The organism is Propionivibrio sp., from assembly GCF_047602565.1.
In the GTDB taxonomy this organism is placed as follows: domain Bacteria; phylum Pseudomonadota; class Gammaproteobacteria; order Burkholderiales; family Rhodocyclaceae; genus Propionivibrio.
This window is the reverse complement of record NZ_JASGGX010000001.1, coordinates 70,837-87,963: the sequence shown is the minus strand read 5'-3', so window position 1 is coordinate 87,963 and position 17,127 is coordinate 70,837. Positions and strand designations below refer to the sequence as shown.

Genomic DNA, 17,127 nt, shown 5'->3' with positions numbered 1-17,127 from the left:
TCGATTCAATTTCTCTCGGGACCGAATTTCGTTTCGGCGCAGAAGACGGCCGGGGTCACGATGCGCGTGCGCCGGATGCTGCCCAGTTGCAACAGCCCGGCGCGGCGATCGCCGGTCACCAGGTAATCGGCTTCGCCCGCCAGGGCCATCGCCAGCAGGAACCCGTCATTCGGATCGCTCGCCTCGATGCCTTCGGGCAACGGAGGCAGCACGTCCAGCATCAGCGAACGGCGCATGTTGTTGATCATCGTGCCGACCAGATGAGGCTGAAGAATGTCCTTGAACTTCGGATAGCGGCTGGCCCGGCGCAGTTCGTCGACCTGGACGATCGACGTGACCAGATCGAAACGATCCTGCTGCCATGCGCGGTAGATCGCATCCGAAATACCGTGCGGCGAGAGCAGCGCGCTGAGCAGCACATTGCTGTCCAGGACCACCCGCATCAATGTTCACGCGCCCATTGCACGGCCTCCGACACGATGGCGGTCAGATCGGCTTCGCTCACGTTCTGGTTGGCCGCCTTGGCTTCCTCGGCGGCACGCTCGAAGATGTAACTGCGTACGGCTTCCTCGATGAAGCGCGAAAGGTCACCCTTGCGGCCGCCGCCTTTCGAGGCAAGGAACAGGCGGACGGACTGATCCGTATCGGGCGATACGGCGATGTTCCAGCGAACCGTGTTCATCCTTTTCTCCGGTGTTTGTGTGTATATGTGTTTATACACCATGAGAAGTGTGGCGCCAAGAGCGCGGCACAGCGGACTGGCACGTTCGGAACCTCACGTCCGAATGCGTCAATCCTTCAGCCCGAGCCGCCGGCGCATGTCCGCAGTGATGCGCTGGTCGTTGGCGTAGCCGGCCCACGGGTCCGTCTTCAGCGACGCCAGCCGCTGGCGCAGGTCGGTCACCGTCCAGGCCGCCGCGCCGGCCACTGCGTCCAGCTCGTCGCAGGCGATCGGCACGGAGACGCCCATGCCGGGACGCGCGCGCGCCGAATAGGCCGCCACGGTGGTGCCGCCCGGCTGGTTGCGCAGGTAGTCGACGAACACCTTGCCGACCCGGTTGCGCGGGCCCATGCGCGCGGTGAAGCGCTGCGGCAGGTGGCCCGCCAGGTGGGCCGCGACCGCCTGGCTGAATTCCTTCACCTGCGCCCAGCCGTGCCGCCGCTGCAGCGGCACGACCACGTGCATGCCTTTGCCGCCGCTGGTCTTGAGGAAGGCGCGCAAGGGCAGCTCGTCGAGCAGCGCCAGCAGCAGCTGCGTGGCCTCGACGACCCGCGCCCAGGGCAGGCAGGGATCGGGATCGAGATCGAAGACCAGTCTGTCGGGCCGTTGCAGGTGCGTGCCGTCGGCGTTGCCGACGTGGAATTCGACGCCGCCCATCTGCACCGCGCCGATCACGGCGGCGAGCGTGTCGACCTGCATCAGCGCGTCGTCGCCGGGATCGTCCTTGCCGGACGCGCCGTCCGGAAAGATCGCGCGGATTCCCGGAATCGGCGCGGCGCCCGGATGGCGCTGGAAGAACTGTTCGCCGCTCACGCCGTCGGGCGCGCGCACGATGGCCGCCGGCCGGCCGCGCAGGTGCGGCAGCAGCCGGTCGGCGACGTCGCGGTAGAACTCGGCCAGCGCAAGCTTGGTGACGCCGCTTTGCGGGTCGATCACGCGCGCCGGATGGCTGATGCGGACGCCCGCCACCACGGCCCCGGCGTCCTTGCGTCCCGCGCCGGCCTGCGTCTTCGCCGCCGCCAGCGGGCCGTTCGCCGCGCCCTCTCCGTTCGGGCCGGGCGGCGGCGCGGGCCTTTCCCGCGCGACCTCGGGCGCCGGCTTGTCGGCGCGCAGGCCGCGGAAGGCGGCCTGGCGGACCTGTCCGTCCCGCGTCCAGCCCGCGAAGTCGACCTCGCAGACGAGCCGCGGCTCGACCCACGCCACGCCCTGCGCTAGGCGCCCGCGCGGGGGATCGGCGAACGGCGGGCGCGGCCGCAGCAGCGGCCGCATCGCCGCCAGCAGGCTGTGCAGGCTCGCCTCGCCGAAGCCGGTGCCGACACGGCCGGCGTAGCGCAAGGCGCCGCCGGCGTCATGCACGCCGAGCAGCAGCGCGCCGAAACCACTGCGCCGCCCCTGCGGCGGTGTGTAGCCGCCGATCACGAATTCCTGGCGGCGGCCGCATTTGAGCTTGATCCAGTCGGCGCCGCGCCCGGCCCGGTAGCGGCTGCCCGCGCGCTTGCCGATGACGCCTTCGAGGCCGAGCTGGCAGGCGCTGCGCAGCGCGTCGCCGCCCTCGACGGCCAGGTCCCGCGAATAATGGATCGTCCCGCCGCCGGCCTCGTCCTCCTGCACCAGCAGTTCCCGCAGCAGGGCGCGGCGGCTTTCCAGCGCGCAGCTGCGCAGGTCGAAGCCGTCGTGATACGGGATATCGAAGACGAAATAGACGATGCCGCCGCCCTCGCCCGTCTCGAAGGCGTTCTGCAGCGCCTGGAAATCCGGCCGTCCCTGCGTGTCGAGCACGACGATCTCGCCGTCCAGCCACGCCGGGCCGAGCGGCAGCGCGGCGAGGCTGGCGGCCAGCGCCGGCAGGCGCCCGGTCCAGTCGAGCCCGTTGCGCGTGTACAGGCGCGCCCGGCCGGCGTCGAGGCGGGCCAGCAGGCGGTAGCCGTCGAACTTGACCTCGTAGCGCCAGTCGCCGGCCGGCGCCTGCCGGACCAGCGTGGCGAGCTGCGGTTCGAGCCGCGCCGGCAGCGCCGCCCGCCGCGCGCTGTCGAGCGCGCCACCAGACGGGAGGGAGAATGGGTGATCGGCGGCCTCGCCGGCATGGCCGCGCGCGGCGATGTCGCCGCCGTTCGGCCGCGCCGCCTCGTCCCGGTCCTTGATCAGCAGCCATTGCTCTTTGCCGCCGCTGCCGGGCAGGCGCGTGCGCACCAGCGTCCAGGCGCCGGAAAGCTTCTCGCCGGCCAGCCGGAACTTCAGCTTGCCGGCGCGGTAGGCTGCCGAGGGGTCCGGGTCGAGGCTTGCCCAGCGGCCCCGGTCCCACACGATCACCTCGCCGGCGCCGTATTGCCCGGCCGGGATGCGGCCCTCGAAGCCGGCGTATGCGAGCGGATGGTCCTCGACGTGCACGGCCAGCCGCCGCACGCCCGGATCGAGGCTCGGCCCCTTGGGCACGGCCCAGCTTTTCAGCGTGCCGTCGAGTTCGAGGCGGAAGTCGTAGTGCAGGCTGCGCGCATGGTGTTCCTGCACGACGAAGCGGCCCGTGTCCGGCGCGACGGCCGGTTTCCGCGTCTTCGCCGCCTTCGCCCCGGCGCCGCCGGCCGCCCGTGTCCGGCGCGCAGGCGCCTGCCCGGAGGGTTCCGAGGTCACCGAGAAGTCGCGCTTGCCGGCGTACTCGTCCAGCGCGCCGGCGGCATGCTTCCTTTGCGCGCCCATGGCCCGTCGCTTCCCTGCCGGTCAGGCCGCTTTCCCGCCCGCGCGGCGCGGCGCGCGCGGCGAGGCCGGCTTGCCCTCGCCGCGTGCCGGCCGCTTCGGCGGCGGCTTGCCGAGGCTGCGCCGGAGCAGTTCGGCCAGGTCGATGATCTCGGCGCCGCCTTCCTCCGTCGCCTCGACCGGTGCGACCTCGGCCACCTGTCCGCTGCGCGCCTTGCGCTCGACCAGCGCCATGATCTGGGCGGCGAAGCGGTCGGTGTAGGCGGCGGGGTCCCAGTCCTCGCTCATGTCCTCGACGAGGTGCCGTGCCATGTCCAGCTCGCGCCTGCCGACCGGGGCGTCGGTTTCCGCCGGCAGGCCGGCGGCCTCGGCGGCCTTCACCTCGTCGCTCCAGCGCAGGGTGTCGAGCACCAGGACGCGGCCGGACGGCACCAGCACGGCCAGGCGCTGGCGCGTGTGCAGCACCACGCTGGCCAGCGCCAGCCGGCCGCTTTCCTCCAGCACGCGCCGCAACAGCGCGTAGGCCTTGCCGCCGCGCGGATCGGGGACGAGATAGTACGGCGTGTCGAGATACAGGAAGGGAATCTGCTCGGCGCGCACGAAGGCCTGGATGTCGACCGTCTGCGTGGCCTTGGGGTAGGCGGCGCGGATCTCGTCGTCGCTCAACACCACGTAGCGGCCCTTCTCGTACTGCACGCCGCGCACGATGTCCCGGTTGTCGATTTCCTCGCCGGTCGCCTTGTTCACCCGCTTGTAGCCGACCGGCTCCAGCGTGCGCCGGTCGAGCCAGTCGAAATCGACGCCCTGCGGCGCCGTGGCGGCGACCAGCGAGACGGGGATGTGCACCAGCCCGAAGCTGATCGCGCCTTTCCAGATGATCCGTGCCATGCGGCCTCCACGCGGCGGGACGGGGCCGCCCCGTCCCGTCGGTCGGGTTCGTCGGGCGCCGCGTCAGGGCGAGGTCGGCATGGCGCCGGGCGGGATCGCGTGGCGGCGGTGGCTGACGATCAGCATGCGCTTGCGCGTGCCGCGCGCGCCGACCACGCCCGCACCCACGCCGGCGGCCAGCGACAGCAGGATCACCAGGCTCAGCCAGGCGCTGGCCGCGGAAGCCGCCTGCGCCGCGCCTTCGAGCCGTTGCGCCGTCTGCGCGCCGCCGCCCGGGCGGGCCTCGCCGAACATCGCCATGGCCCGGTCGACCGCCTGCTCGGCCTGTTCCGCGCTCATGCCGAAGCGCTCGCGCATGGTCTGCGTCACCGCCTCGCGGTCGCCGCGCTCGATGCCCGCCAGCAGTTCGGTGACGGTCGCGCCGGCATCGCCGCCGCCCATCTGCGCGCCGGCCATGGTCGTCGTCGCCGCGAAGCCGAACAGGCTGCCGACGGTGGTGCCGGTGATGGCGCTGATCAGGAACACGTAGCACAGCATCGACGCGCCCCAGGACGCCACCGCGTGCAGCACGCCGTCCGCGGTGCGGCGCAGCCCCGCCGAGCGAGAGGCGACGTAGCCGCCCACCGCCGCGGCGATCAGCAGGCTCAGGGAATTCCACAGCGCGGCCGCCATCGAAATACTTTCACCATCGGGACGGCTGCCGGCGCCGAAGACCGCCAGCCCGGCCGCCAGCCCGATCAGCGCCAGCACCAGGTGCACGCTCAGGCCGACGATCAGCCCGGCGATGACGGCGGCCCAGCGGATGCTGCACAGCGGCGGATTTTCCGCGCCGAGGGTGTCCACGGGTCTTTTTTCGAGGATGGCTGTTTCCATGATGTTTCCTTTCCGTTTGATTGCAGGCCAACCCGGCGTCCGGGTCTGGACGGGACCGGCAAACGGCGTTCCAGCGGGAACGGCCGGCGGGCCCTGTCACACGGCGGAGGAATCGCCCGAACGTGTAATTTTTTCAAATTTCCGTAATAAATGCGGCCGTAATTTCCGGATTCCCCGGTTTCGGCCGGCCGGCGCGCCGTCTGGAGCAGGCCTGCCTCTTGCTAATGGATGGTCGGCGTTGACGCCTTCCCGTCCAACCGAATCAGAATCAGGAGAATGCAAATGGCCACGACCCCCGCTCACCGCTTCTTCCCGCCGCGATGACGGGCATGCGCTCCGTGGCCGACGCCTTGCGCCTGGAATAAACGCGCCGATGCCGTTCGCTCCCCCGGTGTCGTTCGCGTGGCCGCCGCTTGCCGGCGCGTGGCGATGGCATGGCCGCGCGACGGTTGTTCTGCTGGGTTTCCTCCTGGCCGTGCTGCTGGCCTGGCCGGCCAGCGGCCGGGCCTTCGGCCTGCCCGACGTGGAGCGCCAGGCCAAGGCCCTCTCCGCCCGCGCCTACGCCAAGCCGAACACCACCTTGCCGGACGAGCTGCGCCGGCTGAAGTACGAGCAGTACCAGGACATCCGCTTCAAGACCGAGCGCATGTACTGGCGCGGCCGGGGACTGCCGATCGAACTGGCGTTCTTCCATCGCGGCGCGATCTTCGAGCCGGCGGTGCGGGTCAACGAGGTGTCGACCGACGGCGTGCAGGAGATCCGCTACGACCCCGAGGCCTTCGACTTCGGCGCCAACCGGATCGACCCGGAAAAGCTCAAGGGCCTGGGCTTCGCCGGCTTCCGCCTGCATTACGCGCTCAACACGCCGAAGACCAAGGACGAAGTGCTGGTCTTCCTCGGCGCCAGCTATTTCCGCGCGCTCGGCCGGGGCCAAGCCTACGGGCTGTCGGCGCGTGGCCTGGCGGTCGACACCGCCGAGCTGACGGGCGAGGAGTTTCCCCGCTTCGTCGAGTTCTGGATCGACCGGCCGTCGCCCGCCGCGCGCGAATTCACCATCTACGCCCTGCTCGACTCGCCGCGCGTGACCGGCGCGTACCGCTTCGTCGTCAGGCCCGGCGAGGAGACGCGCATCGATGTCAGGGCCCGGCTCTACCCCCGCGCCGCCATCGCCAAGATCGGGCTGGCGCCGCTCACCAGCATGTACTTCTTCGGCGAGAACCAGCGTCCCGCGCAGGAGGATTCCCGGCCGGAGGTGCACGATTCGGACGGCCTGTCGGTCAATCTCGGCAACGGCGAATGGATCTGGCGCCCGCTGGTCAATCCCAAGCGCCTGCTGGTGACCTCCTTCGCCGCCAACAATCCCGGCGGCTTCGGGCTGCAGCAGCGCGACCGGCGCTTTTCCAGCTACGAGGAACTGGCCACCCGCCGCGACCTGCGCCCGGGCGCCTGGATCGAGCCCACGGAGCCGTGGGGGCCGGGCCGCGTCGAGCTGGTGCAGATTCCCACGCCCAACGAGTACAACGACAACATCGTCGCCTACTGGGTACCCGACAAACCGCTGCCGCCGGGCCAGCCATACGACCTGCGCTATCGCATCCTGTGGCAGAAGGACACCGAGGCGCGTCCGCCGCTGCTGTGGACCATGCAGACCCGCCGCGGCCCGGACCCGCAGAACCGGCCGGAAAACGGCCTGGTGTTCACCGTGGATTTCGCCGGCGCGCTGCCGCCTCCGCCGCGCGACGCCGGCGAAGGCAGGATCAGCGCCAGCCACCATCTGGAAAACGCCACGCTGCTGCAGAGCCGGCTGGAACGCAACGAGGCCATCGACGGCTGGCGGCTGACCCTTGTCCTGCGCCGCAACGACGCCGCCAAGCCGGTCGAGATGCGCGCCCAACTGATGCGCAACGACAAACAGGTATCGGAAACATGGAGCTACATCCTTCCTCCCGAGTGACGGCGGCCGACCGCCCGGCCCGCTCCGCGCGGCCGCCGGCCCAGGGGCCGCGCCGGGAAGCGGCGCGCGGGCCGGCGGCCGCCCCGCCGCTGCCGCCGGCCGGGGACGACGACGCGCTGGCCTCGCTGCCGGCGCGGCTGGCGCGCGCCCTGGACGTGCCGGCTAACGGCGGCGTGCCGTTCGAACAGCTCTGCCGGCGGATCGCGCCGCCGGTCCGCCGCACGTCGATGGCGCCCCGGCGCTGGCCGCCGGTGATCTGGCCGTGGCGCCGGAACGGCGACGGCAACGGTAATGGCAACGGCCGGCGCAGGGCGCGCGGCACGCCGCCGCAGCCGCGCCGCCTCGACGGTTTCGGCCGCCGCTCGATGCTGACCCTGCTGACCTTCGGGCAGACGGTGCTGGCCACGTGGTCGATGACGGCGGTGCTGCCCTACCACGGCAGCCGGCCGATGGAAATCGCCGTGCTGATCCTCTTCGCCCTGCTCTTCTTCTGGGTGTCGGCCGGCTTCTGGACCGCCATCATGGGCTTCTTCGTGCTGCTGACCGGCCGCGACCGGCACGCCATCTCGGCCACCGCGGCGCCCGACGCGCCGCTGCCGGAGGATGCGCGCACGGCCATCGTGATGCCCATCTGCAACGAGGACGTGGCGCGCGTCTTCGCCGGGCTGGCGGCCACCCACGCTTCGCTCGCGCGCGCCGGCGGGCTGGCGCATTTCGACTTCTTCGTGCTCAGCGACACCAACGACCCCGACGTGCGCGCCGACGAGATGCGGGCGTGGCTGGCGCTGTGCCGCGAACACGGCGCCTTCGGCCATTTCTTCTACCGCTGGCGGCGCAACCGCATCAAGCGCAAGAGCGGCAACCTCGCCGACTTCTGCCGGCGCTGGGGCAGCCGCTACCGCTACATGATCGTGCTCGACGCGGACAGCGTGATGAGCGGCGAATGCCTCACCCGGCTCGTCCAGCTGATGGAGGCCAACCCGCGCGCGGGCATCATCCAGACCGCCCCGCGCACCTCGGGCCGCGAGACCCTGCACGCGCGCATCCAGCAGTTCGCCAACCGGGTGTACGGGCCGCTGTTCACCGCCGGCCTGCATTTCTGGCAGCTGGGCGAGGCGCATTACTGGGGGCACAACGCCATCATCCGGCTGGCGCCGTTCATCCGCCACTGCGCGCTCGGCCGCCTGCGCCGCCGGCTGGGCAACGTGGAAATCCTCTCGCACGATTTCGTCGAGGCGGCGCTGATGCGCCGGGCCGGCTGGGCGGTGTGGATCGCCTACGACCTGCCGGGCAGCCACGAGGAGATGCCGCCCAACCTGCTCGACGAACTGCAGCGCGACCGGCGCTGGTGCCAGGGCAACCTGATCAATTCGCAGCTGCTCTTCGCCGAAGGCCTGCATCCTGCCCACCGCGTGGTCTTCGCCACCGGCGTGATGGCCTACCTGTCGGCGCCGCTGTGGTTCCTGTTCCTGCTGCTGTCGACCCTGCTGCTGGCCATCCAGACGCTGGTGCCGCCCCAGTACTTCGTGGTGCCCTACCAGCTGTTCCCGGTGTGGCCGGAATGGAACCACCGCTGGGCCATCATGCTGTTCAGCGCCACCGCCTCGCTGCTCTTCGCGCCCAAGGTGCTGAGCGCGCTGCTGCTGCTCCGGCGCGGCGCCGGCGGGTACGGCGGCGCCCTGCGCATGGCGGCGAGCACCCTGGCCGAGGCCCTGTATTCGGCCCTGCTGGCGCCGATCCGCATGCTGTTCCACACGCGCTTCGTGATCGCCACGCTGGCCGGCTGGGAGATCAAATGGACCTCGCCGTCGCGCGACAACTCCGAAACCACGTGGCGCGAGGCGATCGGCAAGCACGGCGGCCACACGCTGCTCGGCCTGCTCTGGGCCGGCGGCGTCTATTGGCTCAACCCGGCCTTCCTCGGCTGGCTGCTGCCGGTGGTCGGCGCGCTGATCGTGTCGATTCCCCTGTCGGTCTTTTCGAGCCGGGTGTCGCTCGGCCGCGCGCTGCGCCGGGCGGGCTTCTTCCTGATCCCGGAGGAAACCTCGCCGCCGTACGAAGTGCGCTGCCTGCAGCAGGCGCTGGAACGCTCGCCGCCGCCGGGCGGCTTCGCCGCGGTGGTGGTCGACCCGCGGGTCAACGCCGTCGCCTGCGCCATCGCCCGGCGGCCCCGCCTGAACCGGCCGGCCGGCCGCTTCGACGCGGCGCTGGCCGGCGGCCCGGAGGCGCTGGACCGGCAACGCAAGCTCGACCTGCTCGACGATCCCGTCTCGCTGTGGCGGCTGCACCGGCAGGTCGGGGCAATCGACGATCCCTATCCCGAATGGAGGAAAGCCATGGAGCGTACGCATGCGCCGGCGTGAATTCCTGACCGCCTGGGCGGCCCTGGGCCTGACCGGCATGGCGCCGGCCCGTGCGTGGGCGGCGGCCGCCGGCTCGCCGCCGGCCTTCGACTACGCCTGGCTCAAGGGCGAGGCGCGCACGCTGGCGGCGCAGCCCTACCGGCCGGCGCCGGCCCACCTGCCCGCGGCGCTGGAGAACCTGGACTGGGACCAGTACCAGGCGCTGCGCTTCCGCCCGGACCACGCGCTGTGGGCGGAATCGGACGGCCCCTTCCGGCTGCAGTTCTTCCACCTCGGCCTGCACTACCGGACGCCGGTGCAGATCCACGAACTCAACGCGGGCGGCGCGCGGCCGCTGGCCTATCAGGCCGACATGTTCGACTACGGCCGCAGCGGCCTGCGCGGCGCGCGGCTGCCGGCCGACCTGGGCTTCGCCGGCTTCCGCGTGCAATACCACACCGACTGGCAGCGCGACATCGTGGCCTTTCTCGGCGCCAGCTACTTCCGCGCGGTCGGCGCCGAGATGCAGTACGGGCTGTCGGCGCGCGGCCTGGCCGTCGACTGCGGCATGGAGCGGCCGGAGGAATTCCCGGTGTTCCGCGCGTTCTGGATCGAACGCCCGGCGACGGACGCCGACCGCCTGACCGTCTATGCGCTGCTCGATTCGCCGAGCGTGGCCGGCGCCTACCGCTTCGACATTTTCCCCGGCGCCACGCTGCGCATGGAGGTCGACTGCGCGCTCTATCCGCGCCTGCCGATCGAACGGCTGGGCGTGGCGCCGCTGACCAGCATGTTCCAGCACGGCGAGAACGACATCCGCATGGCGCGGGACTGGCGGCCGGAAATCCACGATTCGGACGGGCTGTCGCTGTGGACCGGCGCCGGCGAATGGCTGTGGCGCCCGCTCGCCAACCCGGCGCAGGTGCGCTTCAACGCCTACCTCGACGAGAACCCGCGCGGCTTCGGCCTGCTGCAGCGGGACCGCGCCTTCGACCACTACCAGGATGACGGCGTGTTCTACGAGAAGCGCCCGAGCCTGTGGATCGAGCCGAAGGCCGGTTGGGGGCGCGGCAGCGTGCATCTGCTCGAACTGCCGACGCCGGACGAGACGATGGACAACATCGTCGCCTACTGGAACCCGGAACGGAAACCGCAGCCGGGCGAGGAATGGCTGTTCTCCTACCGCATGCACTGGGGCTCGCGCATGCCGTACGAATCGCCGCTGGCGCAGGTGGCGGCCACGCGCAACGGCCTCGGCGGCGTGATCGGCCGGCCGCGCACGCACTTTTCCTGGCGGTTCGTCGTCGACTTCGCCGGCGGGCCGTTCGGCATGCTGGGCGAGGAGGCGGCGATCGAGCCGGTGATCAGCGTGTCGCGCGGCGAGATCGAGATTCCGTCGGTCCGGCCGCTGCGGCCGCTGGCGGGCTATCGCGCCATCTTCGACTGGCGGCCGACCGACGACGGCACGGCGCCGGTCGACCTGCGGGTGTACCTGCGCCTGAACGGCCGGCCGCTGAGCGAGACCTGGCTGTACCAGTGGACGCCGCCCGGCCCCGAGGAGCGGCGCGCCCTGCTCGCGCGGGCGGCATACGCCGACGAGCTGGCGGCCTGAGCGTGCTGCGCGGCGCCGGCGGCTAGAAATTTATCCGGCTGATGCCGAATATGCCGATCAGGCCGATGACGATCAGGTAGATCGCCACGATGATGTTGAGCAGGCGGGGAATGAACAGGATCAGGATGCCGGCGATCAGGGAAATCAGCGGCGTGAGCTGCAGATTGATGGTGGTCATGGTTCTCTCCAGGGAAGACGGACGACTACCCGGCGGCGCTCGACGCGCCGCCGCCTCCGGCCGGGACTCCGGCCGCGCCCTCGCTCACCGCCCGGAGCAGCAGGCAGCGCTCCTCCTCGATCTCGGTCGCCGTGCGCACGCCCAGGCGGCGCAGCAGCGGCAGCGGCGGACACCATCCCTGCAGCGCGTGCTGCAGCAGGAAGGCGGCGACGGCGATGGGCAGCGCCAGAAAGCGGCGGTCGACGCCGAAGGCCAGCGTGAAACCGACCAGCACGGCCGTGGCGGCGTTGGCTTCGAGCACTCGTTCGATATCCCATTCCCGATCGAGTTCGGCCAGCCGGCGCTGGATCTTGCGCGGGCCGCCCTGCAATGTCCGGATGACGCTTTGCCGCGTGTGGCTGCGGATGCGCGCATTGACTCCGGATGCCGTGTTCAGGGGAACCCGATCTACCGTCGATGGAAGCATGGCGACTCCTTTCCTGTGCGGGGAAACCGTTGTCGATGCCGCGAGAATCGAAGTCCGGGCGGCAAGCCGCGTGCCCGGCGGCGGCGCGGCGGCCGGGAGCGGAACTCGTGCCGGCCGGCAGGGTCCATGCGGCAATCCCGCCGGATTCGACCCGCCGATTCCTGATCCGCATGTCTCCGGAATGGGCGCTGACGCACTGGAGGCCGATTGTCCTTTCCCGTATGGGCGCTGATCGTGGGCGGCCTGATGATCACCACGGCGCTGGCGGGTTCGCTGCTCAAGCGGCTGCCCGTCTCGCCGTCCATGCTGTACCTGGCGGTGGGCTACGCGCTGGGGCATTCCGCGTGGTGGGGAATCCCCGGCTGGCAGCACTACGCCGGGCTGCTCGAACGCATCGCCGAGGTCGCCCTGCTCATCTCGCTGTTCTCGGTAGGCCTGCGGCTGGGGCTGCCGCTGTGGGGCCGCCGCTGGTCCCTGCCCTTGCGCCTGGCCGTGCTGTCGATGGCGGCGACCGTCCTGCTGGTCGCCGCGGCGGCCTGCCTGGCGCTCGGGCTGTCCGTCGGCGGCGCCCTGATCCTGGGCGGCATCCTGGCGCCGACGGACCCGGTGCTGGCCTCCGACGTGCAGGTGGACGACCCGGCCGACCGCGACCGGCTGCGCTTCAGCCTGAGCGGCGAAGGCGCGCTCAACGACGGCGCCGCCTTCCCCTTCGTGATGCTCGGCCTCGGCGCGCTCGGACTGCACGACGTCGGCGCCTTCGGCTGGCGCTGGCTGGCGATCGATTTCGGCTGGAGTCTGGCCGGCGGGCTGCTGCTCGGCATGGCGCTGGGGACGCTGGTCGGGCGCGCCGTTTACCATCTCCGCACGGCGTACAACGCGGCGGTGGGCGCGGACGAGTTCGTCCTGCTCGGGCTGATCGCGCTGGTTCTACGGCACGGCGCAGGCCGTGCTGGCCTCGGGCTTCGTGGCGGTGTTCGGCGCCGGGCTGGCCTTCCAGCGCCTCAGCCGGGCCGCGCGCCTCGACGGCGAGGCGAGCGCCACCGTCAGCCTGCGCAAGCGCGAGGAACACGCCGCCGTGGCCACGCATCCGGAGTTCGCGGGCGCCTACATGAACCAGGCGGCGCGCACCTTCAGCGATCAGCTCGAACGCATCGCCGAGCTGCTGATCGTCCTGCTGATCGGCTTCATGCTGTCGTATCTGCGCTTCGACGCGCTGGCCGCCGGCTTCGCGGTCTACCTGTTCCTGCTCGTGCGCCCTTTGTCCGTCTGGCTCGGCCTGCTCGGCGCCGACGTCGGCGGCGACCAGCGCCTGCTGATGTCCTGGTTCGGCATCCGCGGCATCGGCTCGCTCTACTACCTGATGTTCGCCATGAGCCACGGCATCGCGGGCGAGGCGGCCGAACGGATGACCAGCGTCACCCTGACCGCCATCGCGGTCTCGATCATCGTGCACGGCATTTCGGTCACGCCGCTGATGAACGCCTATGCGCGGCGCCGGTCGGCGCGCCGGCGCGGCCCGGACGGCCGCGCCTGACGGCTCAGATCACGAAATCCTCGCCGGCCGCTTCCTTGCGCACCGCTTCGCCGATCTTCTGCTCGGTCAGTCCCGGCACCAGCCGCCGGATCAGGGCGTAGGCGTAGCTGCGCAGGTACACGCCCCGCCGGATGGCGAGCCGCGTGGTGTTGGGCACGAACAGGTGGGGCACGTCGAGGCGCACGAGGCTGCCGTCGCGCTCGGGGTGGTAGGCCATCGAGGCGATGATGCCGATGCCCAGGCCGATGTCGACGTAGGTCTTGATCACGTCCGCGTCGATCGCCGAGAGCACGATGTCCGGCACCAGCCCGGCCTCGGCGAAGCGGCGGTCGATGTTGGCCCGTCCGGTGAAGCCCTCGTGGTAGGTGATGATCGGATGGTCGGCGATGTCCGCCAGGGTGATCGTTTCGAGCGCGGCGAGCGGATGGCCGCGCGGCACGATGACCGCGTGGTGCCACGTGTAGTACGGAAAGGTGACCACCTCGGGGACGTTGGCCAGCCATTCGGTGGCGATGCCGATGTCGGCGTCGCCGGTGGTCAGCAGCTCGGCGATCTCCTTGGGGCTGCCCTGGTGCAGCACCAGGTGCACCTTGGGGTATTCGGCCTTGAACTGCTTGATCACCTCGGGCAGCGCGTAGCGGGCCTGCGTGTGCGTGGTGGCGATGACCAGGTTGCCGGTCTCGCGGCTGGCGAAATGCTCGGCGATGTTGCGCACGTTCTGGGTGTCCAGCAGGATGCGCTCGACCACGGCCAGGACTTCCCGGCCCGGCTCGGTCAGCCCGAGCAGCCGCTTGCCGCGGCGGACGAAGATCTCGACGCCGAGTTCGTCCTCCAGGTCCTTGATGTGCTTGGAGACGCCCGGCTGCGAGGTGAACAGCGTGTTGGCCACGGTGGTCAGGTTGAAGTCCTGGCGCACCGTTTCGCGCACGATCCTGAGTTGCTGGAAATTCATTCCGCCTCCCGGCTCGCCGCGGCCGATCGCCATTCGATGAAGGTCTTCACGCCCAGCGTCAGCAGGGCCAGCAGCGCCAGCAGCGAAGCCACGGCGAAGGCGGCGACGAAGTTGTATTCGTTGTAGAGGATTTCCACCTGCAGCGGCATGGTGTTGGTCTTGCCGCGGATGTGCCCGGAGACCACGGACACCGCACCGAATTCGCCCATCGCCCGCGCGTTGCACAGGATCACGCCGTAGAGCAGGCCCCACTTGATGTTGGGCAGGGTGACGCGGCGGAAGGTCGTCCAGCCGCCGGCGCCGAGGACCACGGCGGCCTCTTCCTCGTCGCTGCCCTGCGCCTGCATCAGCGGAATCAGCTCGCGGGCGACGAAGGGAAAGGTGACGAAGACGGTCGCCAGCACCAGCCCCGGCACGGCGTAGAGGATCTTCACGTCCCAGGCTGCGAGCTGCGGTCCGAACCACCCCTGCGCGCCGAACAGCAGCACGTAGATCAGCCCGGAGACCACCGGCGACACCGAGAACGGCAGGTCGATCAGGGTGATCAGCACGTGCTTGCCGCGAAAGTTGAACTTGGCGATCGCCCACGCGGCGGCGACCCCGAACACCAGATTGAGCGGCACCGCGACGGCGGCCACCAGCAGGGTCAGCCTGATCGCGGCCAGCGCGTCGGGATTCGAAATGCCGGCGGCGTAGGCGCTCCAGCCCTTCTTGAACGCCTCGGCGAACACCGCGGCCAGCGGCATCAGCAGGAACAGGCCGAAGAACGCGACGACCAGCGCGATCAGCGCGAGGCGGACGGGCCACGGTTCGTCCGTGGCGATGCGGCGGGGCTGGAGTTCCGCCCGCGACGCCAGCCCAAGAGTGACGGTTCCCGCCATGATCCCCTCCCTCAGATGCGCCGATGGCTGCGCTGGGTCCACGCCTGCAGCACGTTGATCAGCAGGAGCAGCAGGAAGGACAGCACCAGCATCACCACCGCGATGGCCGTGGCACCCGCGTAGTCGTACTGCTCCAGCTTGGTGATGATCATCAGCGGCGCGATCTCGGAAATGAACGGCATGTTGCCGGCGATGAAGATCACCGAGCCGTATTCGCCGACGGCGCGGGCGAAGGCCAGCGCGAAGCCGGTCAGCAGCGCCGGCGAGAGGTACGGCAGGATGACCCGGCGGAAGGTCTGCCAGCGCGTCGCGCCCAGGCACGCCGCCGCCTCCTCGACCTCGGCTTCGAGGTCCTCCAGGACGGGCTGGACGGTGCGCACCACGAAGGGCAGCCCGATGAACACCAGCGCGACGAAGACGCCGGCCGGGGTGTAGGCCACCTCGACGCCGAGCGGTTCGAGCAGGCCGCCGATCCAGCCGTTCCTGGCGTACAGCGTGGCCAGCGCGATGCCGGCCACCGCGGTCGGCAAGGCGAACGGCAGATCGACCAGGGCGTCGATCAGCCCCTTGCCGGGGAAGCGGTAGCGCACCAGCACCCAGGCGAAGAGCAGGCCGAAGACCGCGTTGACCCCGGCGGCGGCCAGCGACGCGCCGAAACTGAGGCGGAAGGAGGCGATCACCCGGGGATGCGTGACCACCTGCCAGAACCCTTCCCAGCCCAGCGACGCCGATTTCAGGAACACCGAGGAGAGCGGGATCAGGACGATCAGCCCCAGATAGACGACCGAATAGCCGAGCGCCAGCGAAAACCCCGGCAGGACGCTGTGCTTCACGTCCAGGACGGACCGCCAGGAACGGCGCGGCGCGGGCAGGACGAGATCGCTCATCGCCGTTCTCCTCGGTTTCCTTCCGGATGCCGGGCTAGCGCCCCGCCCCGTAGATCTTGTCGAAGGAGCCGCCGTCGGCGAAGTGGGTCTTCTGCGCCTTGTCCCAGCCGCCGAAGACTTCGTCGATGGTGATCAGGTTCACCTTGGCGAACTGCTTGGCGTACTTCGCCGCGACCTTGGCGTCGCGCGGCCGGTAGTAGTGCTTGGCCGCGATCTCCTGCGCTTCCGGCGAATAGAGGTATTCGAGGTAGGCCTCGGCCACCTTGCGCGTGCCGCGCTTGTCGACCGTCTTGTCCACCACCGACACCGGCGGCTCGGCGAGGATCGACAGCGACGGGGTGACGATGTCGAATTTCTCCGGCCCGAGTTCCTTGACCGCCAGGAAGGCCTCGTTCTCCCAGGCCAGCAGCACGTCGCCGATGCCGCGCTCGGTGAACGTGGTGGTCGCGCCGCGCGCGCCCGAGTCGAGCACCTTGACGTTCTTGAACAGCTTGCCGACGAAGTCCCGCGCCGTGTCGTCGCTGCCGCCCGGCTGCTTCAGGGCGTAGGCCCATGCCGCCAGATAGTTCCAGCGGGCGCCGCCGGAGGTCTTGGGATTCGGGGTGACGATGCCGATGCCCGGCTTGACCAGATCGTTCCAGTCCTTGATCTGCTTGGGGTTGCCCTTGCGCACCAGGAAGACGATGGTCGAGGTGTAGGGCGAGGCGTTCTGCGGCAGGCGCTTCTGCCAGTTGTCGGGAATCAGCTTCCTTTCGGCCAGCTCGTTGATGTCGTAGGCCAGCGCCAGGGTGACCACGTCGGCCTCCAGGCCGTCGATCACGCTGCGCGCCTGCTTGCCCGAGCCGCCGTGCGACTGGTTGATGGTGACCTTCTCGCCGGTCTTGCCCTGCCAGTACTTGGCGAAAGCGGCGTTGTAGTCCTGGTAGAGCTCGCGCGTCGGGTCGTAGGACACGTTGAGCAGGGAGACCTCGGCCCGCGCCACGCCGCTGCCCGCGGCCACCGCCAGTCCCAGCACAAGCCCGCCAAACAGTTTGCGGATCGTCATCGGTTCGCTCCTTGAAAATAGGTGACGAACCGGAGTTTATGGAGTCGCGCGCCGCCTCCAAACGAATCAATTTCTATTTGCTTATGCGCGACTCATGCATAAA

15 protein-coding genes and 1 pseudogene are annotated in these 17,127 nt (G+C 70.3%); 5 read left to right on the top strand and 11 right to left on the bottom strand.

The window, feature by feature from the left end; translation table 11 throughout:
- Window positions 1-5: 5 nt before the first annotated feature.
- The 5 genes from QM701_RS00465 to QM701_RS00445 all read right to left on the bottom strand — a co-directional run bounded on the left by QM701_RS00465 (window position 6) and on the right by QM701_RS00445 (window position 5,173).
- Window positions 6-443, bottom strand: coding sequence for a putative toxin-antitoxin system toxin component, PIN family (locus tag QM701_RS00465; protein WP_415165148.1), 438 nt, complete (start codon window positions 441-443; stop codon window positions 6-8).
- Window positions 443-682 carry a ribbon-helix-helix domain-containing protein gene (locus QM701_RS00460; protein ID WP_415165147.1) on the bottom strand — a complete coding sequence of 80 codons (240 nt, stop codon included), beginning with the start codon at window positions 680-682 and terminating at the stop codon, window positions 443-445. The genes QM701_RS00465 and QM701_RS00460 overlap by 1 nt, the downstream gene beginning before the upstream one ends.
- A 108-nt stretch (window positions 683-790) precedes the next feature.
- Complete coding sequence (ligD, locus tag QM701_RS00455) at window positions 791-3,415, bottom strand: DNA ligase D (protein ID WP_415165146.1); 2,625 nt, start codon at window positions 3,413-3,415, stop codon at window positions 791-793.
- Window positions 3,416-3,436: 21 nt separating this feature from the next.
- Entirely contained in the window at window positions 3,437-4,300 is an 864-nt protein-coding gene (locus tag QM701_RS00450; RefSeq protein ID WP_415165145.1) for a Ku protein, read from the bottom strand.
- A gap of 63 nt (window positions 4,301-4,363) precedes the next feature.
- Window positions 4,364-5,173 carry a hypothetical protein gene (locus QM701_RS00445; RefSeq protein WP_415165144.1) on the bottom strand — a complete coding sequence of 270 codons (810 nt, stop codon included), beginning with the start codon at window positions 5,171-5,173 and terminating at the stop codon, window positions 4,364-4,366.
- 373 nt (window positions 5,174-5,546) lie between these two features.
- Here QM701_RS00445 and QM701_RS00440 point away from each other — a divergent pair, with 373 nt between their 5' ends.
- From QM701_RS00440 to QM701_RS00430, 3 genes are read left to right on the top strand one after another with little or no spacing between them, the layout of a single operon-like run.
- Complete coding sequence (locus QM701_RS00440; protein ID WP_415165143.1) at window positions 5,547-7,127, top strand: glucan biosynthesis protein G; 1,581 nt, start codon at window positions 5,547-5,549, stop codon at window positions 7,125-7,127.
- On the top strand, window positions 7,100-9,490 hold the full coding sequence (gene mdoH / locus QM701_RS00435; RefSeq protein ID WP_415165142.1) for a glucans biosynthesis glucosyltransferase MdoH: 2,391 nt from the start codon (window positions 7,100-7,102) through the stop codon (window positions 9,488-9,490). The genes QM701_RS00440 and mdoH overlap by 28 nt, the downstream gene beginning before the upstream one ends.
- A complete protein-coding gene (locus QM701_RS00430) occupies window positions 9,477-11,081 on the top strand; it encodes a glucan biosynthesis protein (RefSeq protein ID WP_415165141.1) in 1,605 nt (534 codons plus the stop codon). Before mdoH ends, QM701_RS00430 begins: the two co-directional genes overlap by 14 nt.
- A gap of 22 nt (window positions 11,082-11,103) precedes the next feature.
- Here QM701_RS00430 and QM701_RS00425 read toward each other — a convergent pair whose 3' ends face one another.
- Window positions 11,104-11,259 (bottom strand): DUF3096 domain-containing protein, encoded by a 156-nt coding sequence (locus QM701_RS00425; RefSeq protein ID WP_415165140.1) that lies wholly within the window; start codon window positions 11,257-11,259, stop codon window positions 11,104-11,106.
- Window positions 11,260-11,284: 25 nt separating this feature from the next.
- On the bottom strand, window positions 11,285-11,725 hold the full coding sequence (locus tag QM701_RS00420) for a hypothetical protein (protein ID WP_415165139.1): 441 nt from the start codon (window positions 11,723-11,725) through the stop codon (window positions 11,285-11,287).
- 246 nt (window positions 11,726-11,971) lie between these two features.
- On the opposite strand from QM701_RS00420, the pseudogene QM701_RS00415 reads away from it, so the two are divergent.
- Together QM701_RS00415 and QM701_RS00410 are read left to right on the top strand one after the other, a co-directional pair.
- Window positions 11,972-12,511, top strand: a pseudogene (locus tag QM701_RS00415) (cation:proton antiporter); the annotation flags it as partial.
- 160 nt (window positions 12,512-12,671) lie between these two features.
- Window positions 12,672-13,259, top strand: a complete 588-nt coding sequence (locus tag QM701_RS00410) for a cation:proton antiporter (RefSeq protein ID WP_415165138.1) — start codon at window positions 12,672-12,674, stop codon at window positions 13,257-13,259.
- A gap of 4 nt (window positions 13,260-13,263) precedes the next feature.
- Here the strand turns inward: QM701_RS00410 and QM701_RS00405 are convergent, their stop codons facing one another.
- The 4 genes from QM701_RS00405 to QM701_RS00390 are packed head-to-tail and all read right to left on the bottom strand — an operon-like array spanning window position 13,264 to window position 17,024.
- Window positions 13,264-14,211 carry a CysB family HTH-type transcriptional regulator gene (locus QM701_RS00405; RefSeq protein ID WP_415165137.1) on the bottom strand — a complete coding sequence of 316 codons (948 nt, stop codon included), beginning with the start codon at window positions 14,209-14,211 and terminating at the stop codon, window positions 13,264-13,266.
- Window positions 14,208-15,092: a sulfate ABC transporter permease subunit CysW gene (gene cysW, locus QM701_RS00400; RefSeq protein WP_415165136.1), complete on the bottom strand. Its 885-nt coding sequence runs from the start codon at window positions 15,090-15,092 to the stop codon at window positions 14,208-14,210. The genes QM701_RS00405 and cysW overlap by 4 nt, the downstream gene beginning before the upstream one ends.
- Before the next feature lie 11 nt (window positions 15,093-15,103).
- A complete protein-coding gene (gene cysT, locus QM701_RS00395) occupies window positions 15,104-15,979 on the bottom strand; it encodes a sulfate ABC transporter permease subunit CysT (RefSeq protein ID WP_415165135.1) in 876 nt (291 codons plus the stop codon).
- 34 nt (window positions 15,980-16,013) lie between these two features.
- Window positions 16,014-17,024 (bottom strand): sulfate ABC transporter substrate-binding protein, encoded by a 1,011-nt coding sequence (locus tag QM701_RS00390; protein ID WP_415165134.1) that lies wholly within the window; start codon window positions 17,022-17,024, stop codon window positions 16,014-16,016.
- Window positions 17,025-17,127 lie beyond the last annotated feature (103 nt).